This window comes from Cryobacterium sp. TMS1-20-1 (assembly GCF_004402355.1).
Taxonomy (GTDB): Bacteria; Actinomycetota; Actinomycetes; order Actinomycetales; family Microbacteriaceae; genus Cryobacterium; species Cryobacterium levicorallinum.
Genome location: NZ_SOGF01000054.1, coordinates 140,957 through 166,017, shown reverse-complemented (window position 1 = coordinate 166,017; position 25,061 = coordinate 140,957). Strand labels below are relative to the sequence as shown.

23 protein-coding genes and 1 tRNA gene are annotated in these 25,061 nt (G+C 65.4%); 13 read left to right on the top strand and 11 right to left on the bottom strand.

Annotated features, from left to right (window positions below; translation table 11 throughout):
* Positions 1-10: 10 nt before the first annotated feature.
* On the bottom strand, positions 11-412 hold the full coding sequence (msrB, locus tag E3O45_RS13280) for a peptide-methionine (R)-S-oxide reductase MsrB (RefSeq protein WP_134443814.1): 402 nt from the start codon (positions 410-412) through the stop codon (positions 11-13).
* Positions 413-593: 181 nt separating this feature from the next.
* Here msrB and E3O45_RS13275 point away from each other — a divergent pair, with 181 nt between their 5' ends.
* The 5 genes from E3O45_RS13275 (at position 594) to groL (ending at position 4,886) form a co-directional block, all read left to right on the top strand.
* On the top strand, positions 594-866 hold the full coding sequence (locus E3O45_RS13275) for a DUF3263 domain-containing protein (protein WP_134443813.1): 273 nt from the start codon (positions 594-596) through the stop codon (positions 864-866).
* 84 nt (positions 867-950) lie between these two features.
* Positions 951-1,514: a LytR C-terminal domain-containing protein gene (locus E3O45_RS13270; RefSeq protein WP_134443812.1), complete on the top strand. Its 564-nt coding sequence runs from the start codon at positions 951-953 to the stop codon at positions 1,512-1,514.
* Positions 1,515-1,798: 284 nt separating this feature from the next.
* Positions 1,799-2,002: a cold-shock protein gene (locus E3O45_RS13265; protein ID WP_035834941.1), complete on the top strand. Its 204-nt coding sequence runs from the start codon at positions 1,799-1,801 to the stop codon at positions 2,000-2,002.
* A 65-nt stretch (positions 2,003-2,067) separates the two neighbouring features.
* Complete coding sequence (locus E3O45_RS13260; protein ID WP_241985359.1) at positions 2,068-3,117, top strand: DUF3048 domain-containing protein; 1,050 nt, start codon at positions 2,068-2,070, stop codon at positions 3,115-3,117.
* Between the two features lie 140 nt (positions 3,118-3,257).
* Positions 3,258-4,886: a chaperonin GroEL gene (gene groL / locus E3O45_RS13255; protein ID WP_092451084.1), complete on the top strand. Its 1,629-nt coding sequence runs from the start codon at positions 3,258-3,260 to the stop codon at positions 4,884-4,886.
* Between the two features lie 137 nt (positions 4,887-5,023).
* On the opposite strand, the gene E3O45_RS13250 is transcribed toward groL, so the two are convergent.
* The 6 genes from E3O45_RS13250 to E3O45_RS13225 form a co-directional block, all read right to left on the bottom strand.
* The gene (locus tag E3O45_RS13250) at positions 5,024-6,595 is read right to left on the bottom strand and encodes a GMC family oxidoreductase (RefSeq protein WP_134443810.1); all 1,572 of its coding nucleotides are present in this window, start codon (positions 6,593-6,595) and stop codon (positions 5,024-5,026) included.
* A gap of 8 nt (positions 6,596-6,603) precedes the next feature.
* Positions 6,604-8,100 carry an aldehyde dehydrogenase family protein gene (locus E3O45_RS13245; protein ID WP_134443809.1) on the bottom strand — a complete coding sequence of 499 codons (1,497 nt, stop codon included), beginning with the start codon at positions 8,098-8,100 and terminating at the stop codon, positions 6,604-6,606.
* Positions 8,097-10,232: a choline BCCT transporter BetT gene (gene betT, locus E3O45_RS13240; protein ID WP_134443808.1), complete on the bottom strand. Its 2,136-nt coding sequence runs from the start codon at positions 10,230-10,232 to the stop codon at positions 8,097-8,099. The genes E3O45_RS13245 and betT overlap by 4 nt, the downstream gene beginning before the upstream one ends.
* A 205-nt stretch (positions 10,233-10,437) precedes the next feature.
* Entirely contained in the window at positions 10,438-10,728 is a 291-nt protein-coding gene (locus tag E3O45_RS13235) for a WXG100 family type VII secretion target (RefSeq protein ID WP_134443807.1), read from the bottom strand.
* 130 nt (positions 10,729-10,858) lie between these two features.
* Positions 10,859-12,586, bottom strand: coding sequence for a HAMP domain-containing sensor histidine kinase (locus E3O45_RS13230; RefSeq protein ID WP_134443806.1), 1,728 nt, complete (start codon positions 12,584-12,586; stop codon positions 10,859-10,861).
* 48 nt (positions 12,587-12,634) lie between these two features.
* Positions 12,635-13,327 (bottom strand): response regulator transcription factor, encoded by a 693-nt coding sequence (locus E3O45_RS13225; RefSeq protein ID WP_092112483.1) that lies wholly within the window; start codon positions 13,325-13,327, stop codon positions 12,635-12,637.
* Between the two features lie 143 nt (positions 13,328-13,470).
* On the opposite strand from E3O45_RS13225, the gene folP reads away from it, so the two are divergent.
* Both folP and E3O45_RS13215 read left to right on the top strand, forming a co-directional pair.
* A complete protein-coding gene (gene folP / locus E3O45_RS13220; protein WP_134443805.1) occupies positions 13,471-14,385 on the top strand; it encodes a dihydropteroate synthase in 915 nt (304 codons plus the stop codon).
* A complete protein-coding gene (locus E3O45_RS13215) occupies positions 14,385-15,101 on the top strand; it encodes a pyrimidine reductase family protein (RefSeq protein WP_134443804.1) in 717 nt (238 codons plus the stop codon). The genes folP and E3O45_RS13215 overlap by 1 nt, the downstream gene beginning before the upstream one ends.
* A gap of 258 nt (positions 15,102-15,359) precedes the next feature.
* Here the strand turns inward: E3O45_RS13215 and E3O45_RS13210 are convergent, their stop codons facing one another.
* From E3O45_RS13210 to E3O45_RS13200, 3 genes are all read right to left on the bottom strand, one after another.
* Complete coding sequence (locus tag E3O45_RS13210; protein ID WP_134443803.1) at positions 15,360-17,003, bottom strand: DNA repair helicase XPB; 1,644 nt, start codon at positions 17,001-17,003, stop codon at positions 15,360-15,362.
* Positions 17,004-17,094: 91 nt separating this feature from the next.
* On the bottom strand, positions 17,095-18,957 hold the full coding sequence (locus tag E3O45_RS13205) for a helicase-associated domain-containing protein (RefSeq protein WP_134443802.1): 1,863 nt from the start codon (positions 18,955-18,957) through the stop codon (positions 17,095-17,097).
* Positions 18,957-19,229 carry a multidrug ABC transporter ATPase gene (locus E3O45_RS13200; RefSeq protein ID WP_134443801.1) on the bottom strand — a complete coding sequence of 91 codons (273 nt, stop codon included), beginning with the start codon at positions 19,227-19,229 and terminating at the stop codon, positions 18,957-18,959. The genes E3O45_RS13205 and E3O45_RS13200 overlap by 1 nt, the downstream gene beginning before the upstream one ends.
* Before the next feature lie 93 nt (positions 19,230-19,322).
* Between E3O45_RS13200 and E3O45_RS13195 the strand changes: the two genes are divergently transcribed.
* Positions 19,323-19,703 carry a cold-shock protein gene (locus E3O45_RS13195; RefSeq protein WP_134443852.1) on the top strand — a complete coding sequence of 127 codons (381 nt, stop codon included), beginning with the start codon at positions 19,323-19,325 and terminating at the stop codon, positions 19,701-19,703.
* Positions 19,696-20,379 (top strand): DUF3027 domain-containing protein, encoded by a 684-nt coding sequence (locus E3O45_RS13190; RefSeq protein WP_134443800.1) that lies wholly within the window; start codon positions 19,696-19,698, stop codon positions 20,377-20,379. The genes E3O45_RS13195 and E3O45_RS13190 overlap by 8 nt, the downstream gene beginning before the upstream one ends.
* A gap of 175 nt (positions 20,380-20,554) precedes the next feature.
* Here the strand turns inward: E3O45_RS13190 and serC are convergent, their stop codons facing one another.
* Positions 20,555-21,673, bottom strand: coding sequence for a phosphoserine transaminase (serC, locus tag E3O45_RS13180; protein ID WP_134443798.1), 1,119 nt, complete (start codon positions 21,671-21,673; stop codon positions 20,555-20,557).
* Between the two features lie 133 nt (positions 21,674-21,806).
* On the opposite strand from serC, the gene E3O45_RS13175 reads away from it, so the two are divergent.
* The 4 genes from E3O45_RS13175 to E3O45_RS13160 all read left to right on the top strand — a co-directional run bounded on the left by E3O45_RS13175 (position 21,807) and on the right by E3O45_RS13160 (position 24,669).
* A complete protein-coding gene (locus tag E3O45_RS13175; protein WP_134443797.1) occupies positions 21,807-22,526 on the top strand; it encodes a metal-dependent transcriptional regulator in 720 nt (239 codons plus the stop codon).
* A 333-nt stretch (positions 22,527-22,859) separates the two neighbouring features.
* Entirely contained in the window at positions 22,860-23,612 is a 753-nt protein-coding gene (locus E3O45_RS13170; protein WP_241985353.1) for a C40 family peptidase, read from the top strand.
* Positions 23,613-23,955: 343 nt separating this feature from the next.
* Positions 23,956-24,453 carry an HNH endonuclease gene (locus tag E3O45_RS13165; protein ID WP_134443796.1) on the top strand — a complete coding sequence of 166 codons (498 nt, stop codon included), beginning with the start codon at positions 23,956-23,958 and terminating at the stop codon, positions 24,451-24,453.
* Between the two features lie 144 nt (positions 24,454-24,597).
* Positions 24,598-24,669 (top strand) — tRNA-Arg (locus tag E3O45_RS13160).
* The last annotated feature ends 392 nt before the right edge of the window (positions 24,670-25,061 follow it).

Sequence of the window (25,061 nt, the reverse complement as noted above, 5' to 3'; positions counted from 1 at the left end):
CGACACCGCGCTACTCAGCGGGCGTGAAATTGAGCGAGAGAGAATTCATGCAGTACCGGTCGCCGGTCGGAGTGCCGAAACCGTCGGGAAAAACGTGGCCGAGGTGCGAGCCACAGTTCGCGCAGCGCACCTCGGTGCGTACGCTTCCCATGGAGCGGTCCTCAAGCAGTTCGACCGCTTCGGGACGAACCGACTCGTAAAAGCTCGGCCAGCCGCAGCCGGAATCGAACTTGGTGCCACTCTGAAACAGCTCGGCGTTGCAGGCGCCACAGGTGTAGAGGCCAGCCCGACCCTCGTCGAGCAGCTCGCCGGTGCCGGGGCGTTCGGTGCCGGCTTCGCGCAGCACCGCAAACTTCTCCGCGCCCAGTTCGGAGCGCCATTCGCTGTCTGACTTCTTGATTTCGTAGTCCATGTTCAGATCCCTTCGTTCCGGCGACCGGGCACTGGCCGCGTCTACTAAGCCTAAACTCGCTTGGCCCCGCGCGCATTCCTCACGGCGTGTCCCACCGCGGCAGGGCGTGCCGGAGGCAACATTCAGCCGCCCGCAAATAGGATGAGCCTGACAGACAGTCAACCGGGGGAGGGATGCAGCAATGACTGAGCACGCGCCGACAACCCAGCTGAGCGAACGCGACCAGGCCGTGCTCGCCTTCGAACGGCAATGGTGGCGGCACGTCGGCGCCAAGGAGGAGGCCATCCGGGCCACCTTCAGCCTGTCGACCGCCCGGTACTATCAACTATTGAGCGCATTGGTCGACTCACCGTTGGCGTTGGCTTTTGATCCCATGCTGGTGAAACGATTGCAGCGGATGCGTTCCGTCCGATCCGAGGCACGCGCCAGTCGCTCGCTGCCCACCCGCGACTAGGCACCCACCCGCTTTTCGGCCAGCACGGAACCTTGCCCTGCAGCTCGATTCCGGCCCGGCCGGCCAACCAAGGATTCCACCACCATGGCGCAAAAATTTGCGAAAGACCGTTTCGACACCCACACGCATGCCCTCGACCGGGTGGGAGCCCACCGCGCCCCCGGCAAGAGAGGACGCGGCTGGATCGGATTCTGGTGGGCGCTGGGGGCCACCGGGCTGTTGATCGCCATCGGTGCAGTCGGCATCCTCGCAATCAACAATCGCCTCGACTTCTCTAACATTCCCGGGTTGCCCGCGAGCAGCGCAAGCGCGACGCCGACAGCGACCGCTGTCCCCACGGCCGTTGCCACCGTCGACCCGGCGCAGACCATCAACGTGCTCAACGGGTCCGCGAACGATGGCGTTGCAGCATCCGTCAGGGACACACTCTCCGCTGCAGGCTGGGTGGTCAATGCCACCGGGAACGCCAGCACGGACACGGAGGCGACCACGGTGATCTACTACGCCGATGCGAGCCAGGAAGGCGCCGCCCGCGGCGTCGCTGCCTCGCTTCCGGGAGCGCAGATCGTGGTCTCCACCAATTTCGTTGATTCCGACGCCAGTATGACCGTCGTCGTCGGCAACGACTATGTTTCACCGGTTGACTGAGCAAAACGCGAAAGCCGTGGTCTTAGCGGCCACGATTTGATTCGTCAAGCCCCTAGTCTTCTGTTCCCATTTCAGTAACATGCGTTTTGGTCACACATTTTGTTCGGGCAATACCCGCCCGGATCAAGAAAGCTCGCCCAAGGAAACTTGCACCAGTAGGTAACTTGTGACAGATGTCTTGCTCTCGGGGATTTGCTGCTCGCACAGGATGAACGCAGTCTCTGCGGCACGGCCCGGAACAGCCAATGGGCGGTTGCCGTTGAAAACTGAGCAAGGAGTAACACATGGCGAACGGAACCGTAAAGTGGTTCAACGCTGAAAAGGGTTTCGGCTTCATTACTGTCGACGGGGGAGGGCAAGACGTCTTCGTCCACTACTCCGCCATCGACATGAGCGGGTACAAGGTTCTCGAAGAAGGCCAGCAGGTCGTCTTCGAGGTCGGTGCCGGAGCGAAAGGCCCGCAGGCTGAATCGGTTCGACCGGCCTAACCCGCCTCGCATTTCACACTAACGCCGCCCGCTGCAACGGGCGGCGTTAGTGTTTACCGGTGACTATGAAAAATACGGCCCGCACCGCTCGACCGCTTCGGGCCGCGGGGCTGCTCGCCCTCGTGCTGCCGGCACTGCTCCTGAGCGCGTGCAGCGGCAGCACCCCGGCCCCCTCCTCGACACCGACCGGCACGGCCTGGACCTCTGACTATGTCGCCCCGGCGGCGACCGAGATCGCACCGCTAACCGGGCTGAGCGTCGAAGGCGGCTCGTCGGCCCACCCGTCGCTGGCGGCCAAGATCGACAACCACGTTGCGGCCCGGCCGCAGGTTGCCATTGACCGTACCGACCTCGTGTTCGAAGAACTGGTCGAGGGCGGCATCACCCGCTATGTCGCGGTCTGGCAGTCAAGCATTCCCGATCAGCTCGGACCGGTGCGGTCGATTCGGCCGATGGATCCCGACATTATCGCCCCCTTCGGTGGACTGGTCGCCTACTCCGGCGGCCAGCAGCGATTCGTCGACGCGATGAACGCGACCGGCCAGATCAGCGCCATCTTCGACTACGACACGAGCGGCTTGTTCTCGCGGTCCTCCGCTACTTCAGCCCCGCACAACGTGATCCTCGCCGCGTCGGAATTCGTCAACCGCAATGCCTCTGTCGCCCCGCCCGCCCAGCAGTACGCCTACGCGGCCACCCTGGCCGCGGCATCCGCTGCCACGGACGGTACGCCGATTTCGGTGATCAATACCAGGTTCTCCAACTCCAGTGCCCGCAGCTGGACCTGGAACGCCGAGGCGGCCGCCTACCTGCGCGCTCAGGATGGGGCGCCCGACCTGACCCCCGAGGGGGCCCAGCTCAAGGCCACCAACGTGGTCGTACTGCGGGTCGATGTAACCGTCTCCGACAGTATCCCCAAGACCGAGTTGATCGCCTCCGGTGAAGCGTCAATCTCGTCCGGCGGCAAGACCCTCGCGGCCACCTGGAGCAAGGACGCCCAGACGTCGCCGATCCGCCTCATCGACGCCAACGGAGTGACAATTCGGCTGGCACCGGGCAATACCTGGTTCCAGTTGGTGCCCAACGGCACCGGCTCGGCCGATCTCGTTCCCTGACAGCTGCAGATAGCCCGGCATCACCCCGGATGCTCGCTTGCACTCTCGACCCCAGAGTGCCAGAATCGATCTAGCACTCTCGTCATCTGAGTGCTAACCCCATCATCGTTTGGAACGTCCGGGAGGGACGAGTTACACATATGGCAAAAATCATTGCATTCAATGAAGAGGCCCGTCGTGGGCTTGAGCGCGGCCTGAATATTCTCGCCGACACCGTCAAGGTCACCCTCGGCCCGCGCGGCCGCAACGTCGTTCTGGAGAAGAAGTGGGGCGCCCCCACGATCACCAACGACGGTGTGTCCATCGCCAAGGAGATCGAGCTCGACGACCCGTACGAGAAGATCGGTGCCGAGCTCGTCAAAGAGGTCGCCAAGAAGACGGATGACGTAGCCGGCGACGGAACGACCACCGCAACCGTCCTCGCCCAGGCCCTGGTTCGCGAAGGCCTGCGCAACGTCGCAGCCGGCGCCGACCCGATCAGCCTCAAGCGCGGCATCGAGAAGGCCACGGCAGCTGTCATCGCCGAGCTCATCGCCAGCGCCAAGGAAATCGAAACCAAGGAAGAGATCGCGGCCACGGCTTCCATCTCTGCCGGCGACACCGAAATCGGCGCGATCATCGCCGAGGCCATCGACAAGGTCGGCAAGGAAGGTGTTGTCACCGTTGAGGAGTCGAACACCTTCGGCACCGAACTCGAGCTCACCGAGGGCATGCGCTTCGACAAGGGCTTCCTGTCGGCGTACTTCGTCACCGACCCTGACCGTCAGGAAGCGGTCTTCGAAGACCCCTACATCCTGATCGTCAACTCCAAGGTCTCCAACATCAAGGACCTGCTCCCCATCGTGGACAAGGTCATCCAGACCGGCAAGCAGCTCCTCATCATCGCGGAAGACGTCGACGGCGAGGCCCTGGCCACGCTCGTTGTGAACAAGATCCGTGGCATCTTCAAGTCCGTCGCCGTCAAGGCTCCGGGCTTCGGAGACCGTCGCAAGGCTCAGCTGCAGGACATCGCCATCCTCACCGGTGGACAGGTCATCTCGGAAGAGGTCGGCCTCAAGCTCGAGAACGTCACGCTCGACCTGCTTGGTAACGCCCGCAAGGTCGTCATCACCAAGGACGAGACCACCATCGTTGAGGGTGCCGGCGACGTCGAAGCCATCGCCGGTCGCGTTTCGCAGATTCGCGCCGAGATCGAGAACACCGACAGCGACTACGACCGCGAGAAGCTCCAGGAGCGCCTCGCCAAGCTTGCTGGCGGCGTTGCTGTCATCAAGGCCGGAGCCGCAACGGAGGTTGAGCTCAAGGAGCGCAAGCACCGCATCGAAGATGCAGTGCGTAACGCCAAGGCTGCCGTCGAAGAGGGCATCGTCGCCGGTGGTGGCGTTGCACTGATCCAGGCTGGCAAGACCGCATTCGAGAGCGAAGCAGTTCTCGCTCTCGTCGGCGACGAGGCAACGGGCGCGAACATCGTGCGCGTCGCCATCGACGCTCCGCTCAAGCAGATCGCACTCAACGCGGGCATGGAGCCCGGCGTTGTCGCCGACAAGGTGCGCAACCTGCCCGTCGGATGGGGCCTCAACGCCGCCACCGGCGAGTACGTCGACATGATCGCTGCCGGCATCAATGACCCGGTGAAGGTCACCCGCTCCGCGCTGCTCAACGCCGCGTCGATTGCCGGACTGTTCCTCACCACCGAGGCCGTCGTTGCCGACAAGCCCGAGAAGAACTCGGCTCCGGCCGGCGACCCCTCGGGTGGCATGGACTTCTAAGTCCCCGCCAGCTAGCACCACACAAAAGTGGGCGTCTCCCTCGGGAGGCGCCCACTTTTTTCATGTTCCGTAGCCGAGGTGTGAGGCTGACCGCATTATTCGCAAAAATCAGGCCCGGACTCACACCTCGGCGCAGGTCAGCGGATGCTGCGGGCCGCTTTCACCAGGTCGGCGCAGCGCTCACCGATCATCATCGTGGTGATGTTCGGGTTTACGGTGACGAGAACCGGCATGACCGACGCGTCGGCGACGCGCAGGCCGGTGACTCCCTTGACCCGCAGCTCGGGATCGAGCGGCGCGAGCACATCGTCGACGGCGCCCATCCGCAGGGTCCCGGCCGGGTGGTAGACCGTGTTGTGGGTCTTTTCGATGTACGAGGTGATTTCGGCATCCGTTTGCACAGCGGCGCCCGGATACAGTTCCTCGCCGGCCCACTCGGCCATGGCCGGCTGGGCCACGATTTCCCGGGCCTTGCGGATGCCGGCGACCATGACGCGCATGTCGTGTGGGTCGGTGAAGTAGCGCGGATCCACCATGGGCTTGTCGCGGTAGTCGCTCGAGCGCAGCTTGACCGTGCCGCGGGAGCGTGCCCGGGTGACGTTTGGCGTCAGGCAGAACCCGTTCTCCGTCGTCGGGTAACCCTGACGGGCGGTGTGCATGTCGAAGGGCACCGAACCGTAGTGGAACATGAGGTCGGGGCGGTCGAGGCCCTCCTCGGTGGTCGTGAAGATGCCGGCTTCCCACCACTGGGTGGAAGTCTCGGGCATCGGCTGCTTCGCTTCCCACTGAATTACGCCCTCCGGGTGGTCCTGCAGGTTCTCGCCGACGCCGGGGGAGTCCGCGAGTACCTCGATGCCAAAGGAGGCAAGCTGCTCGGCCGGACCGACGCCGGAGAGCAGGAGCAGCTTGGGCGAATCGATGGCGCCGGCCGAGAGGATGACCTCGGCGCGCGCGGTGAGCTGGTGGGTCTTGCCGAAGCTGGCATCGACGACCTGTACGCCGGTGCAGCGCTTGTTCCCGTCGAAGGTGAGTTTGCGGGCTCGCCTGCCGGTGAGCAGAGTGAAGTTGGCGCGATCCCGAATCGGGTGAATATACGAAACGGATGACGACGCGCGCGTTCCGTCCGCCTGCCGGTTGATCTGGAAGAAATTCGCGCCGTTCACAACGGTCGTACCGGAGTTGAACGTTGTGCGCGGGATTCCGGTCTGCTCGCAGGCGTCGAGGAGAGCCACGCCGCACGGATCGGTGGCCGGCACGTTCATCAGGTGCACGGGGCCGTCCTGGCCGTGGTGCGGGGCCCGGTCCTCGTTGGTTTCCAGACGCTGGAACAGCGGGAAGGTGGTGGCGGCGTCCCAGCCGGTGGCTCCGTGCTTGAACGCCCAGTCGTTCAGGTCTTCGGCCGGAGCCCAGAACGCGATGCAGGAGTTGTGGCTGGAACAGCCGCCGAGCACCTTGGCACGGGCGTGGCGCATGAACGAGTTGCCGTGCTCCTGCGGCTCGATCGGGTAATCCCAGTCGTAGCCGCTCTCCAGCAGCTCCATCCAACGGTCGAGCTGGAGGATGACGTCGATGCCACGGTCGTCGGGACCGGCCTCCACGAGGGCCACCTCAAGGGCAGGATCCTCGCTCAGCCGGGCGGCGACAGCGGCCCCGGCGGAACCACCACCGATCACGATGTAGTCGAAGTCGGTCTGGGTCAGTACGGTCATCGGTGGTCCTAACGTGCGGCGAACCAGCCGGTGACGGCCGGTGCGGTGTTCTGGTAAATGTGCTTCGTTTCCTGGTACTCGCCGAGACCCATCGGGCCGAGCTCGCGACCAACGCCGGACTGGCCGTAGCCGCCCCACTCCGCCTGCGGCAGGTAGGGGTGAAAGTCATTGATCCAGACGGTTCCGTGCCGCAAGGCCTTGGCCATGCGCTGGGCCTTGCCGGCGTCCTGGGTCCAGACCGCTCCGGCCAGGCCGTAGACGGTGTCGTTGGCGATGCGCACGGCCTCGGCTTCGGTCTCAAAGGTTTCAATCGTCACGACCGGGCCGAAAGCCTCGTCGATCACGACGGACATACCGCTCGAAACCTGGTCGAGCACGGTCGGCGTGTAATAAAAGCCCTGCGCGAGGTCGCCTGCGCCCCAGGTTCCTCCGCAGCGCAGGCGGGCGCCCTCGGCGATGCCCTTCGCAACGTAGGCGGTGACCTTGTCGCGGTGCGCTGCGCTGATCAGCGGCCCGGTTTCGGCTTCCGGGTCAAACGGTCCGCCGAGACGGATCTGGTTGGCCCGGCGCACGAGCTCGTCGACGAACTTCTCGGCAACGGATGCTTCCACCACGATGCGCGCGCCGGCCGAGCAGACCTGCCCCGAGTGCACGAACGCGCCGTTCAGCGCGTTGTCCACGGCGGCGTCGAAGTCGGCGTCGGCGAAGATCACGTTGGGATTCTTGCCGCCGAGTTCGAGGGCGACCTTCTTGACCGTTCCGGCGGCGGCCGCTGCGATCTTCCGGCCGGTCTCGAGACCGCCGGTGAACGAGACCAGGTCGACGTCGGGGTGGCTGGAGAGCGGGGCCCCGGCCACAGCGCCGGCACCGAGCACGAGGTTGGCGACGCCGGCCGGCAGACCGAGGTCGTCCAGCAGTACCATCATGAGCATGCTGGTGTGCGGGGTGAGCTCGCTCGGCTTGAGCACGAAACTGTTACCGGCGGCGAGGGCCGGGGCGATCTTCCACGCGGCCTGCAGCAATGGGTAGTTCCACGGCGCGATCAGCCCGCAGACCCCGACGGGCTCGTGCACGATGCGGCTGACGACGTTTTCATCGCCGGCATCGACGATGCGTCCGCTGTCCTGCCCGGCGATCTTGCCGAAGTAGGCGAAGCAGTTCGCGATGTCGTCCATATCGATTTCACTCTCGACCAGACGTTTGCCGGTGTCGAGCGTCTCGGCGCGGGCGAACTCGGCCCGGCGCACGCGCAGTTCAGCGGCGACGCGCAGCAGGAAATCACCACGCTCGGGCGCCGGAACGCTGCTCCACAGGCCACTGTCGAAGGCGGTGCGGGCCGCGCGGATCGCAGCATGGACATCCGTTGTGGTCGCCTCGCTGACCGTGCCGACCAGGCTCTGATCGGCCGGGCAGTGGATCTCGCGGGTGCCGGCGTCGCTCGCTGGTACCCAGGCGCCGCTGATGAACAGCGTGGCCGGCGGCGCGGTATTGATCGGTGTGTTCATTGCTTGACCTCGTCCGATTCGAAATCGGCTTCCCAATTGTCTTTAGCCACCTGGTCCTCGGCGAGGGCGGTGTTTCCCGGCTCTGCCCGGTTCAGGTGCAGAAAGTCGAGGTGGGTTTCGTAATGATCGAGCACGTCAGTGATGACCTGCTCCTTGCTGTAGCCCATGAGGTCGTAGCCGTGGCTGCCCTCGAGGGAGAAAACCTCCATGCGGTAATACTTGCCGCTGGCGCTCGCCGAACGCACCGCATAGGTCGGAGTGTCGAATTGCACGGGGTAGATCTGGTATTTGAAACCGCGCTCGTCGCCCATCGACACGTTGAGGTCGAGGTGCGGAATCTGCAGGCCATCGACCACGCCCTGCGATAGCGTCACCTCGGCACCCTGCGTCACGAGCTCGTCACGCACTTCCTGCAGGGCGGGCAGGGCCACGCTCGACACGAAGCGTTCGGCCTGGCGGGGGCCAGGGTAGCTCATGGCGCGGGTCAGCCGCTGACGCCAGTTGCGCGCCCGGGCCGGGTCGGTGCTGCGACCGGACAACAGGCCGGGCAGGCTGGCCCGGTAACTGTCGGTGAGCGATTGCTCCAACCGAAGCGCCCGATACAGCCCGAGCATGACGAGCAGCAGCACCGCGGAGAAGGGCAGCCCCATGATGATCGTGGCATTTTGCAGGGTCGGGATGCCGCCCACCAGCAGCATTGCCATGGTCAGCACTCCGGTGGTCACCGCCCAGAAGATGCGCAGCCACTTCGGGCCGTCGGACTCGGAGTCCTTGAGATGTGAGGTGAAATTGGCCATGACGAGGGCACCGGAGTCGGCGCTGGTGACATAGAACAGCAGTCCGGTGAAGGTCGCGATTGCGGCGGTAGCCGGGGCGAACGGGAACTCGGCCAGCAGCGAGTAGAACGCACGCTCCGGCGAATTCATGGCGACCTCGCCGAAGCCGGCATCTCCGCCGATCACGATGGCGAGGGCGCTGTTGCCGAACACGGCGATCCAGATCAGGATGAACGCGAACGGCACGATCATGGTGCCGGCGACGAACTCGCGGATGGTGCGGCCGCGGCTGATGCGGGCCAGGAACAGCCCGACGAATGGTGCCCAGGCGATCCACCAGGCCCAGAAGAACAGGGTCCACCAGTTGAGCCATTCATCGGGGCGGTCGTAGGCGAAGGTGTCGAGGGTCATGGCCGGGAACCGGCTCAGGGTGTCACCGATGTTGAGGACGATGGCGTCGAGCAGAAAGCTCGTGTTGCCGGCAATCAGAATGAACAGCATGAGGCCGACGCTCAGCAGAACGTTCAGCTCGGACAGTCGACGAATGCCCTTCTCGACCCCGGAGACGACGGAGATCGTGGCCATGACCACACTCAGGGCGATGAGCGAGCCCTGCACGAGCAGGGTCTCCGGCGTTCCGAACATAAAAGTGAGGCCGTAGTTGAGCTGGGCGACGCCGATGCCGAGGCTCGTGGCGATGCCGAAAATGGTGCCGAGGATCGCGGCGATGTCGACCACGTCGCCGATCGGGCCGTGGATCTTCTTGCCGAAGATCGGGTACAGCGCCGAACGGATGCTCAGCGGCAGGTTCTGCCGGTAGGCGAAGTAACCGAGGGCCAGACCCATGAGGGCGTAGAGGGCCCAGCCGGTGATGCCGTAGTGGAACAGGGTCCAGACCATGGCTTGGCGGGCGGCCTCAACGGAGCTGCCATCACCGGTGGGCGGGGCGAGGTACTGGGTGACCGGTTCGGAGACCGAGAAGAACATGAGGTCGATGCCGATTCCGGCGGCGAACAGCATGGCGGTCCAGGTGAACAGGCTGAACTGCGGCCTGGAGTGGTCTGGCCCGAGTCGGGTCTTGCCGACCCGGGACAGCGCGACGACGATGACGAAGACCAGCACGACAGTGACGATCAGAAAGTAATACCAGCCGAGGTTGACCGACACCCAGCCGACGACGGCGGCAATGACGTCGCTCGCGTTGCTGGGGGCGAGGATCGCCCAGAGGGCGATGGCAATGATGCCGGAGGCTGAACCGAAGAAGACCGTCTTGTTCACCCGGGTTTTGTTCTCCGGGGGGAGGCCAGGCGGTCCGGTCGATGGTTCGGTGGCGGGAGTGTGGGCAGAGAGAGTCATCTCATCCTTGGTGCTTGGTGTGATGTCGGGGTGGCGCCGGCCGCGTGTGCGCGGGCTGGCTGTCCGAGTGGCCGCGGTGGCGGCGTAAGCGCGTCCGTCAGTCTAGCAACCGAAAATCCGCGTCTTTCCGGGCTTTTTCGGGATGCGGTGGGTGCGGTAGTGCTATCCCGCGCGGGATAACACACTCCGACCGGCCACGAATCGCCTACCGCGCGAACAGCCGGGTGTTGGCTTGCTCGGTCTCGGCGTACTGCTGCCCGGCCAGGCTCAGCGCCTGGTTGAGCAGGGTCAGGCTCTCTTCCAGCTGCTGATGCATGCCGCGCCACTCGGCGAAAGCCCCCTGGAACGCTGTAGACGCCTGGCCGGTCCAGAACCCTTCGAGGCTGGTGAGCTGGGCGTTGAGCTCGGCCACATCGGCCTGCACCCGCCCGATCGTGCCGCGTGCGGTGTTGGCGGTGCTCTGCACCGCATCGCTGTCGACCTGAAAGCTCGTCATGGTGTGCCTTCCTGCTACTCAAACATGGATGTTGGTGACCATGAGCGTAGAAGGCGAGCGTGCAGCATCCGCTGCCCGGCAGCCAATTTGTGAATGGATGCCGCCTGCCGCGGCCGGTGCAGGAGGGCCGCTACGGAATGACGGGCTGGGCGTGCAGCGGCGCGCTCGGCGTGCCGGCGAGGGGGAGCGAGACCCGGAAGGTGGCGCCGCCACCGGGGGTGTCGCCGACGTCGACGGTGCCGTTGTGGCTGGCGACGATGGCGGCGACGATGGCGAGGCCGAGGCCGCTGCCACCGGTTTCGCGGGCGCGGCTGGAGTCGGCGCGCCAGAAGCGCTGGAAGATCTTCTCCCGAATCTGCGGCGGGATTCCCTCGCCGTGGTCGACGATGGCGATCGATGCCCGCAGGGTGCGCGGGTCGACTGCGACCTCGAGTTCGATCGGGCTGTCCGAGGCGGTGAACCGCATCGCATTGCCCATCAGGTTGGTGATGACCTGGCGAATCTTGTTCTCTTCGGCCATCACCATGGGCGGCAGCTGGGGCACGACGGGCAACACAGTCAGGCCGGCATCGGGCAGCACAGCGGTTGTGCGGCGCGGTTTGCGGGTGCGCAGCCGGGCCAGGGTGGCGCCGGCGAAGGCAATAGCACCGGTCGGAGTGCCCGTTCCGGACGGCCGGGTAATCGTGCCGGTGGTGACGCTCTCCGTTCCATCGTTGTCGATCTCGCCGGAGTCACCGAAGTGGTGGTCCAAATCGGCGTCAGCCTCGAGTGACGCAAGCACGGGCGGGGGAATCACCACCGTCACCTGGCGGCCCGGTGAGCTGGCCATGGCATCGAGGGCGGCGTCGCGGGCCAGCGGAACGAGGTCGACCGGGGTGAGCGCGAGCGGCTTGGTCTCGTCGAGGCGGGCGAGTTCGAGCAGATCCTCGACGAGACCGCCCATACGAATGGCCTCTTTTTCGATGCGTTCCATGGCCTGGGCGACATCTTCGGGGGTCTGCAGGGCACCCATGCGGTACAGCTCGGCGTAGCCGCGCACCGAAACCAGGGGGGTGCGCAGTTCGTGGCTGGCGTCGCCGACGAAGCGGCGCATCTGGTCAATGGTGCGGGCGCGGTCTTTGAAGGCCCGGTCGATGCGGCTGAGCATGATGTTGAGCGAGCGGTTGAGACGACCGACCTCGGTGTTCGGCGTTGCGCCGCCGAGACGCTGGCTGAAGTCACCGTCGGCGATCGCCGCGGCGGTCTGCTCCGCCTCGCGCAACGGCACAAATGTTGTCGTGACGAGCACGCGGGTGAGCATGGCGCCGATCAGCACGACCCCGGCGCCGAAACCCAGAAAGATCGTGAGGTAGGTGGCCATGGTGTTCTCGGTGGGCCGCAGCGAGACGGCCATGACGAGAGTGCCGTAGGTGCCGGTGGGGCTGATCACGACCGGAACCATGATCGCGTGAAACTCGGTGTCGTGGGCGGCGTCCCACAGAGTTTGAATCTGTCCGTCAAGCTGCGAGACCCGTTTCAGGTCGAGCGGCATGCCGACAACCGGCAGCTCGGCGTGGTCGCGTTCCTGCCAGGTGCGGGTGATCAGCGCGCCGTCCTGGTCGTACAGGGCCACGAAATAGTCCGAGGCGACGCCCTCGGTGTCACCCTGCGAGAACACGCTCGACGAGTAACCGCTGAGCGCGGTCTGCGTGTCGACCTGCAACTGGGTGTCGACCTGGGTCACCACATACTGCTTGAGCATGGCCATTGTGCCGATGCCGGAAACGAGCAGGCCGAGCGTGAGCATCAACACCGTGACACCGGTGATCTTGGAACGGAGGGAGATGCTGCTCCACCGCCTGGACAGGGTTTCGTGCATAAGAAGATTTAGTCTACGAAAGCTCGCTGTGTATAACGAACGCCGTGACTACGCCTTGGCGGCCTTGAGCATGTAGCCGAAGCCACGCTTGGTCTGAATGAGCGGTTCGCTCGAGTGCACGTCGACCTTGCGGCGCAGGTAGGAGATGTAGCTCTCCACGATTCCGGCGTCACCGTTGAAGTCGTATTCCCAGACGTGATCGAGGATCTGCGCCTTCGACAGCACCCGGTTGGGGTTGAGCATGAGGTAGCGCAGCAGCTTGAACTCGGTCGGGCTCAGTTCGATCGCCTCGGTGCCGACGAGAACCTCGTGGGTGTCCTGATCCATGGTGAGTTCGCCGGCGCGAATGACGGCATCTTCATCGGCGTGCATGGTGCGACGCAGGATGGCCTTGATCCGGGCGACGATCTCGTCGAGGCTGAACGGCTTGGTCACGTAGTCGTCGCCGCCGACGGTGAGGCCGGTGATCTTGTCTTCGGTGTCGTCCTTGGCCGTCAGGAACAGGATCGGGGCCGTGTAGCCGGCCGAACGCAGGCGCTTGGTGACACCGAAACCGTTCATGTCGGGCAGCATGACATCGAGAATGATGAGGTCGGGTTCCTCCTCGAGCACGGCGGAGATAGCCTGCGCGCCGTTGCCCACTGCGCGTACGGCGAAGCCGGCGAAGCGGAGGCTGGTGGTGAGTAGGTCGCGGATATTGGGTTCGTCATCGACGATAAGGATGCGGGGGCCGTCAGTCATGCCCCCAGTATCTGCGTGTTAGCTGGAGCTTTGCTGAGAGTAAGTCCGTGAGCGGGGATCGACGGCCGACGATCCGTTCCGCGGCAGGAGTTGGCGACATGATGGAATGGAACAATCGATTTGTTCCAATGGTGAGGACCGTTATGACACGCACGAGAATCAACTCCGCTCCGGGAGTGATGCTTCCTCAACTGGATGCTCCGCGCCGGTTGATCGGCGGCCGCACCTTCGATTTCGATCGCGAGGTGGCCGTGATGGCCATCGTCAATCGCACGCCGGACTCGTTCTACGACCAGGGTGCAACGTTCGCGCTCGACGCATCCGTTTTGGCGGCGCAGAAGGCCATTGCCGACGGGGCAGACTGGGTCGACATCGGTGGCGCCAAGTTCGCGCCCGGGCCAATCGTGCCGATCGAGGAGGAGATCGACCGGGTCGTTCCGGTGGTCGAGGCGCTGCGCGGCGCCGGCGTGGTCATCTCGGTCGACACCTTCCACCCGGCCGTGGCCGCCGCAAGCATTGCCGCCGGCGCGCACGTGATCAACGACACCACCGGCGTGCACGACCCGGCGATGGCCGACGTCGTCGCCGACAGCGATGCCACCCTCGTGATCACCCACAGCCTCGCGGCGCCGCGCATGCCCTACCCGGCGCCGCAGTACGACGATGTTGTCGGTGAGATCAGCGCGTTTCTGCTCTCCCGCGTCGACCGAGCCCTCGGGCGGGGGGTGCGGGCCGACCGCATCATCATCGACCCCGGCCATGACCTCAACAAGACCACGCAGCACTCGCTCGAACTCACCCGGAGGCTCGGCGAGATTACCGGGCTCGGCCTGCCGACGCTGGTGGCCGTCTCCAATAAGGATTTCGTCGGGGAGAGCCTCGATCGGCCGCGCGGCGAACGGGTCGACGGGTCGCTGGCCGCCATGACGGTCTGCATTCTGCAGGGGGCGCGGATCGTGCGCATGCACAACGTGCGCGCGGCGGTCGATGCCGTGCGCATGACCGAGGCCATCCTCGGGCTTCGGCAGCCCGCCTACGAGCGTCACAACCTCACCTGATGCGCGCCGAGCTGCCGCCGCGGGCGGAACTGATCGAGCACTACCGGGTGGCCGACCGCGGGGCGCCGCGGACGCGCGTCAACTTCATCGCGAGCCTCGACGGCGCCGCAACCATCGACGGCCTGAGCGGCGGCCTGAACAACGCCGACGACAAACTCGTGTTCGACACCCTGCGGCTACTGACCGACGTGATCCTCATCGGGGCCGGCACCGTTCGGGCCGAGGGCTACGGCGGCATTTGTTTACCAGTGGATGACGCGGCCTGGCGCACGCAGGCGGGTCTGGCCGCCCAGCCTCCGCTGGCCGTGGTGTCGGGGCGTCTGGATCTCGACCCGCGGCATCCGCTTTTCACGGAAGCCGTGACCCGCCCCATCGTGCTGACCCACGCCGCCGCCCCGTCAGACCGGCGGGCCGCGCTCGCCGCGGTGGCCGACGTGATCGTGTGCGGCGACGAAGAAGTCGAGCCGCACCGCGTGGTGGCGGCGCTCGCCGAACGCGGATTGCCGCAGATCCTGTGCGAGGGGGGGCCGCACCTGTTCGGCGACCTGCTCGCGGCGGACTGTGTCGACGAGTTGTGCCTGAGTTTCAGCCCGGTGCTGGTGGGGGGCTCTGCTGGGCGTATAGCCGTTGGCGCTAGTGCTGTGACCCGCACTATGGAGTTGCTGCACGTGCTGCGCGCCGGCGACATGCTCTTTCTGCGCTACGCCCGATCCTGAGCGCGCGCTCGTTGCCGAGCCGTGAGTGTTGGGCGAATTAAACGTTTCAACGCCGCGAAACTCACGGGTCGGCGAGCGGAACTCACGGGTCGGCACTGCAAACTCACGGGTCGGTGGCCGTGGCGCTAGGCGGGATTATGCGCTGACCCCGGCGTCGGCATCCGCCTGGGCCCACCTTGCGAAAGCGGGCCCATGATCTAGCATGGGCCCGATTTCCGGGCCCGGGCCCGGGAAGTAATCAGACGCGCGGGAGAGGAGCTAGGCGGCCTCGAGGCTGTGCGAGTCGAGGATCGTGTAGCTGTAGCCCTGCTCGGCGAGAAAGCGCTGGCGGTTCTGGGCGAAGTCCTGGTCGACCGTGTCGCGGGCGACGAGGGTGTAGAAGTTCGCCGACAGACCGGACTCCTTCGGGCGCAGCAGCCGGCCGAGACGCTGGGCCTCTTCCTGGCGGGAGCCGAACGAGCCGGACACCTGGATGGCCACGGTCGCCTCGGGCAGATCGACCGAGAAATTGGCAACCTTCGACACCACGAGCACCTTGACCTCGCCCACCCGGAACGCCTGATACAACCGTTCTCGCTCGTCGATTGGGGTGGCACCGGTGAGCTGGGGAGCGTTCAAGACCGCGGCGAGTTCGTCGATCTGGTCGAGGTACTGGCCGATCACCAGGATGCGTTCGCCCTCGTGCTTCTGGATCAGGGCCTGCACCACGCCGAGCTTGGCCGGTGCGGTTGCGGCCATGCGGTACCGCTCGTCGTCCGCTGCCGCGGCATAGCTGAGCCGCTCCGACTGTGGCAGGTCGATGCGCACCTCATAGCAGTTGGCGGGCGAGATGAAGCCCTGGGCTTCGATCTCCTTCCACGGTGCGTCGAACCGCTTGGGGCCGATCAGGCTGAACACGTCGCCCTCGCGGCCGTCCTCGCGCACCAGGGTGGCGGTCAGGCCGAGGCGGCGGCGCGCCTGCAGCTCGGCGGTGAGCTTGAACACGGGTGCTGGCAGCAGGTGCACCTCGTCGTAGATCACCAGGCCCCAGTCCATGGCATCGAGCAGCTCGAGGTGGGCGTACTCACCCTTGCGCTTCGCGGTGAGAATTTGATAGGTCGCGATGGTGACGGGCTTGACCTCTTTGACCTGCCCGGAGTATTCGCCGATCTCGTCGGGCGTGAGCGTGGTGCGCTTGAGCAGTTCGTCGCGCCACTGTCGCGCCGAGACGGTGTTGGTCACCAGGATGAGGGTGTTGGTCTTCGCGGTGGCCATGGCTCCGGCACCGACCAGTGTCTTACCGGCGCCACAGGGCAGCACGACCACACCGCTGCCGCCGTCGAAGAAGCTCGCGACGGCCTTGTTCTGGTAGTCGCGCAGCGCCCAGCCGTCTTCGCGCAGGGCGATGTCGTGCGGGGTGCCCGGCGTGTACCCCGCGAGGTCCTCGGCCGGCCAGCCGAGCTTCACCAGCTCCTGCTTGAGCTGCCCGCGCGCCCACGGCTCCACCAGGTACGTTTCCGGCGACGGATGCCCGATCAGCAGCGGCGCGATGCGCTTGGCTCCTGCTATCTCGGTGAGAACGGCCTGGTCACTGCTGTGCAACACGAGAGCGCCCTCGGAGTCGCGTTCAATGACGAGACGCCCGTAGCGGCCGACAGTCTCGGTGATGTCCACGCTGACCGTCTGGGGTATGGCGAATTTAGAATATTTCTCCAGCGTGGCGAGCATGTCCGAAGCGTCGTGGCCGGCCGCCCGGGCATTCCACAGACCCAGCCGCGTGATGCGATAGGTGTGGATGTGCTCGGGGGCTCGTTCGAGTTCGGCGAAGACGGCGAGGTCGTGACGAGCATCCTCGGCAAGAGGGTGGGCGACTTCGAGCAACACCGTGCGGTCACTTTGGACAATCAGGGGGCCATCAGACATAGCGCCTAATCCTACTCGCGTCGGGTGACGTCCCCGGTACCCGGCTGGTTCCGCGCACTCAGCCAATGCTCGCGCTGGGTGTCCCGATCGGTCAGGGTACCGGGGTGATGCTCAGGATGCTCTTGAGCGGCAGGGTGCGCTCGATGTCGGCGCGTCGGTCGCGAGCTCGGAAGCGACCGTTGCTGACACTGGCCGGTTGCAGTAGATAGTCCACGACCGAGCCGCCGGGCATCGCGATGCTGACCAGGATGGTCTGCTTCGCTTTGATGGCGGAGTCGAGCTGGCGGGCGAGCCAGGCATCCGCTACCGACACGCCGTGGCCGTCGCCGGCGCGGAGTTTCTCGACCAGGTTCAGGGCCGGATCTTTCGGCGGCGTCTCGGTGATCCGGGCGACCTGGTGTCGCCGCAGGTGCACGATCTCGCCGTGTTCGTTCTCGGCGGCGACGGGATAGCGCGCATCGCTGAGCGCCCAAAACACCGCGTCGCCGCCGAACCGACTGAGCAGGCGCTCGCCGTCGTCGGCGCGCACCAGCCCGAGTGGGGCGAGGGTCTGATCGACCGCGATCGTGTTCAGCAGCGCGGCATCCGCTGAAGAGACGTAACTCAACGCGAGGGCGGCGTCCTCGGCCAGGGTACCCACCCGCACACGACCGTAGCGGGCGGCCGACTCGTTGATGAGGTAGTCCACCGGCTGGGGAATTCCGGTGAGCGAGATCGATGCCAGGAAGGCCAGCAGGGACTTCGCGTCCTCGCCCGCGGCCAGCGCACGATTGACGGATGCCGCGGTGATGCGGTAGCTCGACGCCAGTTCCCGACTTTCCACGTCGGCCATCCCCCGCAGGCGGGCATCGATCGACGGGGCCAACGGGCCGGGGGACACCATTGACAGGTCGTGCTGGAGATACACGGCACCGACCTCGGTGGGCAGGGCGGCCACCATGGTCGCCACGGCCGCCTCGGGGTCGCCGCGCAGCACGCTCGCGCCGGCGGTGCTCGTGGTGTCGTGGGCGGTGATTCCGATCAGTTCGGCGTCACGGGCAAACTCGGCCAGCTGCGTCTGCATCCACTCGCCGCCTGCTGGGTAGAGCCAGGCTATGAATCCCGATAGCGCCTCGCCCCAGAACAGTCCAGCCTGCCGCGGCAGAATGTCGGCGACGATCGGCGGGAGGGCCGCCTGCCAGGCCGCAGCCAGGGCGGCCCAGCGGGAGGTAGTGCCCTCGAGCAGCCAGGCCTCGCCGGCCTCGGTTTCCATCCAATACCCGTCGGAGCGGGCCAGCAGGTCTGCGCGCGCGGCCAGAGCCACAATCGGGGCGACCAGCTCGAGTTCGACGGTCATAATGGCGGCCAGGCGCTTCGTGTCGGGCAGGCCGAGTCCGCCGCGGCTGAGCTCGCGGGCCGGCTCGCGGCTGAGCTCATTAACCAGCTCGGCGATCGAAGATACAACCGAGAAGGCGCGCTCGGCGGCGAGCTGGTCGATGAACGGGATATCGGCGTCCGGCACGGCGGCTACGGCAGCGGGGGAGACCGTGATGGCCAGATCGGCGGCTCCCGGAAGGCCCTGGGCCGGCCATTTAGCCAGGTGAGCCGAGACGGCGTCGTAGGGGATGCAGCATCCGTCCGTGCGAACCGTGAGCAGCAGGGCGTCGAGGGAGTCGGCGCGGGCGGCCACATCGACGGCCGTGACCTCGGCGGAACTCAGTGCTGAGAGCCGCCCGGCGACGGCGTGCAGGCTGGGTGCCGAATCAGCGCGCGTGCACTCGCCGGCGACGGCCAGGACGGCCAGTATGGACCGGTCCAGGTGGCTGAGCGCCAGCTGGATGCTGTCGGGGTGCAGCAGTGCCTCGGCCAGGTCAAAGAAATCGTGGATGCCGCTCGCGCTCACACCGCGCACCCCGATCACGTGCCGCAGCTCGGCATCGGACAGGGCCCGGAGTCGTGACGCGAGGCCGAGCATTACTCGCGGTCTCGTCGGGCTTCGCGACTGCGGCGAACTCCCACCGTGACCATTAGCGCGATGACCAGCAGGAATCCAACCGGCAGGCCGAAGGTCGGGAGCACAATAACGGATGGCCAGATGCCCTGCCCGAATTGCGCCGCCTTGACGCCCATCGCCGTAGCCGCGATCACCGCGATGAAGGCGAGGATCGACAACCCGACCACGCTCGCAACCATGTAAGCGAGAACACGTTCTATCCGGCTGACGGGTCGTGGAGTTTGATTGGTCACAGCCTAAGGATACGGGCACGCAGCGGCCGCAACCGAATATGCTGGGTGCACACCCCGCACTTTTTCGTGCGCCCAAAACTCAGTGAGGTTCAGATGCCTACCGGCAAGGTCAAGTTTTACGACGAGGAGAAGGGTTTTGGCTTCATCACTTGCGATGACGGCCAGGAAGTCTTTCTCCACGCTTCCGCCCTGCCTTCCGGCGTTACCGTCAAAGCCGGCGCGAAGCTCGAATTCGGCATCGCCGATGGCAAGCGCGGCGCTCAGGCGCTCTCGGTGCGCGTGATTGAAGCTCCGCCAAGCCTGTCCAAGATCAACCGCAAACCCGCCGACGACATGGCGATCATCGTCGAAGACCTGGTGAAGCTGCTCGACGGCATCGGCACCAACCTCAAGCGCGGGCGCTACCCCGAGTCGAGCCATAGTAAGAAGATCGCGGCGATGCTGCGCAAGGTCGCCGAGGAACTGGATGCCTGACCTGCCGGACGTCCAGCCGACCGACGCCCAGCCGACCGACGCCCGGCCGACGACGGCGAAACCGACCGACGCCATCCTGCTCGCGGCTGTCGATCTGGCCCGCGCTGCGCTTTTGGAGATCACCGACGAGGACACGATCGGCGAGGTGATCGGGCACCTCGATGAGGGCGAACTCGTGATCTCGCTGCTGTTCGACTGCCTGATGACGGGCTATCCGGGCTGGCGCTGGACGGTATCCCTGGCTCGAGTCGATGAAAACGCCGCGCCGACGGTGCTCGAGACAGAGCTCACCCCCGGCGACGATTCCCTGCTCGCACCCGAGTGGGTGCCGTGGTCGGATCGACTGGTCGAGGACGACTCGGAGGCGGATGTCGACGATTCAGATTCAGAGAATTACGACGACTCAGACGACGACTCAGACGACGACTCGGACGACGACGACGACGACGACGATGAGTCCGACGACGACGACGGAGACGACGATGACGATGAGTCCGACGACGACGACGATGATGAGTCCCACGACGACTCGCTTGACGCCCTCGACGGCATCGATTTCGATGAGGCGCTAGCGGCGGCGGAACTGAACCCAGGCGAGACCGGCGAGTCCGAGCCCGACGCCGATCACAGCGCACCACAGCCACCAACCCGGTCCCGCCGCGCTCGCCGCCCCTGACGCCCGCGGCGCCGTGAACTCAACGACGAGTGCGGCGCCGAGGGCCATCAGCCAGAGCAGCGTGCCCACGACCAGTGCCGTGCGGGCATCCGTTCTGGCGGGCAGCGGATCGGGTCGCCGTTCACTGTCTTTCAACCAGAGACGCATGGCCCGATCCTTTCGCCCGCGGTTCGCGCTAGTTGCCGAGGTGGCCGACGACGTGTTCGATCGACGCGACGAGCTTCTTGACGTCCTCAGGGTCGATCGCGGTGAAGGTCGCGATGCGCAGCTGGTTGCGGCCGAGCTTGCGGTACGGCTCGGTGTCGACAATGCCGTTGGCGCGCAGCGTCTTGCTGATCGCTGACGCATCGATGGCGTCGTCGAAGTCGATCGTGACGACGACCTGCGAACGGTGGGTCGGGTCCGCCACGAACGGGGTCGCGTAATCGACGCCTTCCGCCCAGTCATACAGAACGGATGACGATGCCTGGGTGCGCGCGGACGCCCACGCCAGTCCGCCGCTCTGGTTGATCCAGTCGATTTGGTTCTCCATCAGCAGCAGCGTGCTGAGGGCTGGAGTGTTGAGCGTCTGGTTCAGGCGCGAGTTGTCGACGGCGTTCTTGAGGCTGAGGAATTCCGGAATGTAGCGGCCGCTCGCAGCGATACGTTCGACTCGTTCGAGGGCCGCCGGGGAGAACAGGGCGATCCACAGGCCACCGTCGGAGGCGAGGTTTTTCTGCGGGGCGAAGTAATAGACGTCCGCCTGGCTGGCGTCGAAGTCGATGCCGGCGGCGGCGCTCGTTGCATCGATGACGGTAAGGGCGCCAGCATCGCCGGCGACCCGGGTGACCGGGGCCATGACGCCGGTCGAGGTTTCGTTCTGGGGCCAAGCGTAAACGTCGATGCCGCCCTTCACGATGAAGTCGCTGCGCGAGCCGGTGTCGGCCTCGATCACGTCGGGGGCGTCAAGCCACGGGGCGGCAGCCGCCTTGGCGAATTTTCCGCCGAACTCGCCGAAGACCAGGTTCTGCGCGCGCTTCTCGATCAGGGAGAACGCTGCGGCGTCCCAGAAGGCGGTCGAGCCGCCGTTGCCGAGCACGACTTCATAGCCGTCCGGAATGCTGAACAGCTCGGCGAGGCCGCCACGTACTCGGCCGACGAGGTCCTTCACGGGGGGCTGGCGGTGCGAGGTGCCGAGCACTCCCGTGCCGAATCCGAGCAGGTGGTCGAGCTGTTCTCGCCGGATTTTCGATGGGCCGCAGCCGAATCGTCCGTCGAGGGGGAGCAGATCGGTGGGTATGAGAAGGTCGGCCATGCCGTAATTCTAGTTGCCCTCCCACTGGCAGGTAGGCTTGTAACGCTGTGCGGGCCATTGCCGAGGCCGCCAACGAGGCACCCTTCCGTCACCAGATGAGCGGTGCGCGCACGAGCTGAACGAAGGGCTGCGGATGAGCGATCTGATCGACACCACCGAAATGTATCTCCGCACCATCCTCGACCTGGAGGAAGAGGAGATCGTGCCGTTGCGGGCGCGCATATCCGAGCGCCTCGGGCACTCCGGCCCCACGGTCTCTCAGACCGTCGCGCGCATGGAACGGGACGGCCTCGTCGTCGTCTCCGGCGACCGGCACCTGGAATTGACGGTGGCGGGCCGCAGTAAGGCCGTGCACGTGATGCGCAAGCACCGTCTGGCCGAGCGCCTGCTCAGCGACGTGATCGGGCTCGAGTGGGAGTTCGTGCACGATGAGGCCTGTCGCTGGGAGCACGTGATGAGCGAACAGGTGGAACGTAAGATTTTGGAGTTGCTCGGTCACCCCACCGAGTCTCCGTATGGCAATCCGATTCCGGGTCTGGACGAGTTCGGCGAATCGGCGGCCGTGGCGTTCATGGCGGGAGTGACCAACGTGGTGGCGGTGGTGGCGAGTTCACCCGATCCGGTGACCGCGGTCATCCGTCGCCTGGGGGAACCGGTGCAGTTCGACCCCGAGCTGCTGCTGCAGCTCAAGCAGAGCGGCGTCATGCCCGGCGCCACCGGAGTCTTCTCGGTGGCCGGATCATACGTTCTAGTACAGGTCGAAGGTTTTGGTGCCGGCCTGGAATTGCCCAGCGAGGTCGCCAGCCACATTTTCGTCAGCACACCGGACGGCTACATCCCGGTCGTTCACTGAGATCCAGCCGGCATCGCTGGTCGACGGATGCCGCCGGTCGCCTCCCGGGGACACTCGTTCCGTTACCAATTCGTTAGAAAAATGGTATTTCAGGGTGACAAATGGGTGTGCTTCTTGTAGCCTCGGGGAGTCCCACAGATCAGAAACGGTCGAAGGACTCTAGTTAGGACGCCTGTTCGCCCCGTCTCTTGACTAGGAACACACCCGCGATTAGCGAAGTGGACGGGACAACAACCTAGTGTTGTCGAGGCGCCGGAGGTTAAAACTTTGGCTGCATTAGGAACGAGAAGGTCCCGCCGCGGGCTAAGCCGAACATCCGATGCCCTGGCAACAGTGGAATCGACGGCACACACCCACCGAGCGCTGCCCCGCGCGGCCCCGAAGAAGCGCCGCAGCCGCCTCGGCAATGCCGTCGTCATGACCCTCGCTACCGGCATGATCGCCACGATGGCCCTCCCGGCCTATGCCTTCGCCCCCGGTTCGAACGAAGCCAGCTTTCAGGCCAGTGAATCCTCCGAGATGTCCAAGGCTCAGGCTCAAGCCGTTGAAGTCGACGCGCAGGCAGCGACCGTGAGTGTTGCTCGCGAGGGATTCACCGCCACCACCCCGGAGGAACTTGAAGCTGCCGTTGCTGCTGCCGCGGCCGAAACCCGCCGCATCGAAGTGGCCGCGCAGATGACCTCGTACGCCGCGAGCTACTCCGGCCCGAGTGTCGCCGATTACCTGGCCAACCCGACCTACCCGAATTTTGATCTCGCATCCGTTTTCAATGTGGCCTCGCAGTATCAGGGCGTGCCCTATGTCTACGGCGGCGCCACCCCGGCCGGCTTCGACTGCTCCGGCTTCATTATGTACGTCTATGCGCAGTTCGGTATCAGCCTGCCCCACTCCTCGACGGGCCAGGGTGCAGCCGGAACCAAGATCGCGATCGAGGATGCCGTGCCCGGCGACCTCGTGATCATGGACGGCCACGACGGTTTCTACGCCGGCAACGGCAACATTTTGCACGCGCCCTATACGGGCCAGTCCGTGCGGATCCAGCCCATCTGGACTAGCGACTACTACATCGTGCGGATCGGCATCTAAGTCGCCCCCGCGGTGAACACTGGGTAACAGCTCACACCGATGGCGCACACAGGTTTCCCTGTTGCGCCATTTGTGGGTTAACCTAGTGCCCTGATGTAGTTGTAGGTCTTTAGGAGAGCCCATGCATGAGCGACGCACTATCCACACCATGGATGTGCGCGGTCGCGAGTGCTTTCGGCATAGTTGTCAGAGCGAGAAGAGCTGCGTGAGCAGCCGTAAGGCGTTGTCATTGTGACGGCGCCTTTTTTTGTACCCTCTCTCGCGCTGTCACGCTCCTGTTCTGTACGCATCGGATGTAGTTCGAATGGCTGGAAGCCGTCCAGCCTCCTTCGAAAGGGAGCGCATGCGCACACTGGTACTCAATGCGGGCTATGAGCCCCTCGCCGTTGTCTCGTTCAAACGAGCACTCATTCTGGTGATGAACCAGAAGGCGACGATCGTGCAGTCCGATCAGAATCACCCCGTTTTGGCGGCCTCGGGCTCGTGGGATCGGCCGAGCGTTATTCTGCTCACGCGGTACGTGCGCATTCCCATGTCGAGACTCGTGCCGGTCAGTCGCCGCGGAGTGTTGCGCCGTGACGATCACCGCTGCTGTTACTGCGGTAAGTCCGCGGCCACGATCGACCATGTGCTGCCGCGCTCGCGCGGTGGCCGCGACACCTGGGACAATCTCGCCGCCTGCTGCCTGCGCTGCAATAACCTCAAGAGCGACCACACACCGGCCGAAATGGGGTGGGAACTGCGCTTCACCCCGCGGATGCCGCAGGGCACGACCTGGGTCGTGCGCGGTATCGAGCGACCGCTGGAGGACTGGGACGCCTATCTGGCACCCGCCGCCTGACGGCAGCAAAGCGGATGCGCTGGCGTGCGCCCTTAAGGTACGTCCGCGCGACTGCTGCAGTGCGACTGCTGCAGCGTCCGCGGCACGTGGGGGACTGCGGGCTTTCGCGTCAGCGACGTTGCGCAGGCTAAACTTGCCCGGCCAGCCTCTGTAGCTCAACGGAAGAGCAGTTCCGTCCTAAGGAAACGGTTGGGGGTTCGAATCCCTCCAGGGGCACACCGGTTTACGACCCTGCATCCCTCGCAAAATCTGAGATGCAGGGTTTTTGTGTTTCTCGGGCGCCGGGGGCCAACACCTCGCTGACACACGTTGCCGTGGAGACGCTCGCGGTGAAGGCCGCTGCGAGCCGGGAAATGCTGTTGCGACGCTCCCCGAGGTGTCGACCCAGGGGGAGCGGATGCGCAAGCACGCTTCATTGAGACTCTGCACGCCACTGCCAGGCCGGGTGACCCCCGGTGGCGGGGTTGTTCACCTCCGCGTTACCGGTGAGTTCTAGACTGGTGTTTTGGCGCCGTGCACCACTGCCACGACCTGATCAAGGAGCAGTGTGAGCGAGCACCAGAGCCAAAGTCACCCGATCACGTCCGACCGGGGCGGGCACGGCCAGG

Excerpts from the sequence above, each read along its gene's own strand:
- betT (WP_134443808.1), bottom strand. The coding sequence starts at position 10,232 with ATGACTCTCTCTGCCCACACTCCCGCCACCGAACCATCGACCGGACCG.
- msrB (WP_134443814.1), bottom strand. The coding sequence starts at position 412 with ATGGACTACGAAATCAAGAAGTCAGACAGCGAATGGCGCTCCGAACTG.
- E3O45_RS13190 (WP_134443800.1), top strand. The coding sequence starts at position 19,696 with ATGCCTGACCTGCCGGACGTCCAGCCGACCGACGCCCAGCCGACCGAC.
- groL (WP_092451084.1), top strand. The coding sequence starts at position 3,258 with ATGGCAAAAATCATTGCATTCAATGAAGAGGCCCGTCGTGGGCTTGAG.
- serC (WP_134443798.1), bottom strand. The coding sequence starts at position 21,673 with ATGGCCGACCTTCTCATACCCACCGATCTGCTCCCCCTCGACGGACGA.
- E3O45_RS13245 (WP_134443809.1), bottom strand. The coding sequence starts at position 8,100 with ATGAACACACCGATCAATACCGCGCCGCCGGCCACGCTGTTCATCAGC.
- E3O45_RS13275 (WP_134443813.1), top strand. The coding sequence starts at position 594 with ATGACTGAGCACGCGCCGACAACCCAGCTGAGCGAACGCGACCAGGCC.
- E3O45_RS13260 (WP_241985359.1), top strand. The coding sequence starts at position 2,068 with ATGAAAAATACGGCCCGCACCGCTCGACCGCTTCGGGCCGCGGGGCTG.
- E3O45_RS13215 (WP_134443804.1), top strand. The coding sequence starts at position 14,385 with ATGCGCGCCGAGCTGCCGCCGCGGGCGGAACTGATCGAGCACTACCGG.
- E3O45_RS13195 (WP_134443852.1), top strand. The coding sequence starts at position 19,323 with ATGCCTACCGGCAAGGTCAAGTTTTACGACGAGGAGAAGGGTTTTGGC.
- E3O45_RS13230 (WP_134443806.1), bottom strand. The coding sequence starts at position 12,586 with ATGCACGAAACCCTGTCCAGGCGGTGGAGCAGCATCTCCCTCCGTTCC.
- E3O45_RS13265 (WP_035834941.1), top strand. The coding sequence starts at position 1,799 with ATGGCGAACGGAACCGTAAAGTGGTTCAACGCTGAAAAGGGTTTCGGC.
- E3O45_RS13210 (WP_134443803.1), bottom strand. The coding sequence starts at position 17,003 with ATGTCTGATGGCCCCCTGATTGTCCAAAGTGACCGCACGGTGTTGCTC.
- folP (WP_134443805.1), top strand. The coding sequence starts at position 13,471 with ATGACACGCACGAGAATCAACTCCGCTCCGGGAGTGATGCTTCCTCAA.
- E3O45_RS13175 (WP_134443797.1), top strand. The coding sequence starts at position 21,807 with ATGAGCGATCTGATCGACACCACCGAAATGTATCTCCGCACCATCCTC.
- E3O45_RS13250 (WP_134443810.1), bottom strand. The coding sequence starts at position 6,595 with ATGACCGTACTGACCCAGACCGACTTCGACTACATCGTGATCGGTGGT.
- E3O45_RS13205 (WP_134443802.1), bottom strand. The coding sequence starts at position 18,957 with ATGCTCGGCCTCGCGTCACGACTCCGGGCCCTGTCCGATGCCGAGCTG.
- E3O45_RS13165 (WP_134443796.1), top strand. The coding sequence starts at position 23,956 with ATGCGCACACTGGTACTCAATGCGGGCTATGAGCCCCTCGCCGTTGTC.
- E3O45_RS13235 (WP_134443807.1), bottom strand. The coding sequence starts at position 10,728 with ATGACGAGCTTTCAGGTCGACAGCGATGCGGTGCAGAGCACCGCCAAC.
- E3O45_RS13270 (WP_134443812.1), top strand. The coding sequence starts at position 951 with ATGGCGCAAAAATTTGCGAAAGACCGTTTCGACACCCACACGCATGCC.
- E3O45_RS13225 (WP_092112483.1), bottom strand. The coding sequence starts at position 13,327 with ATGACTGACGGCCCCCGCATCCTTATCGTCGATGACGAACCCAATATC.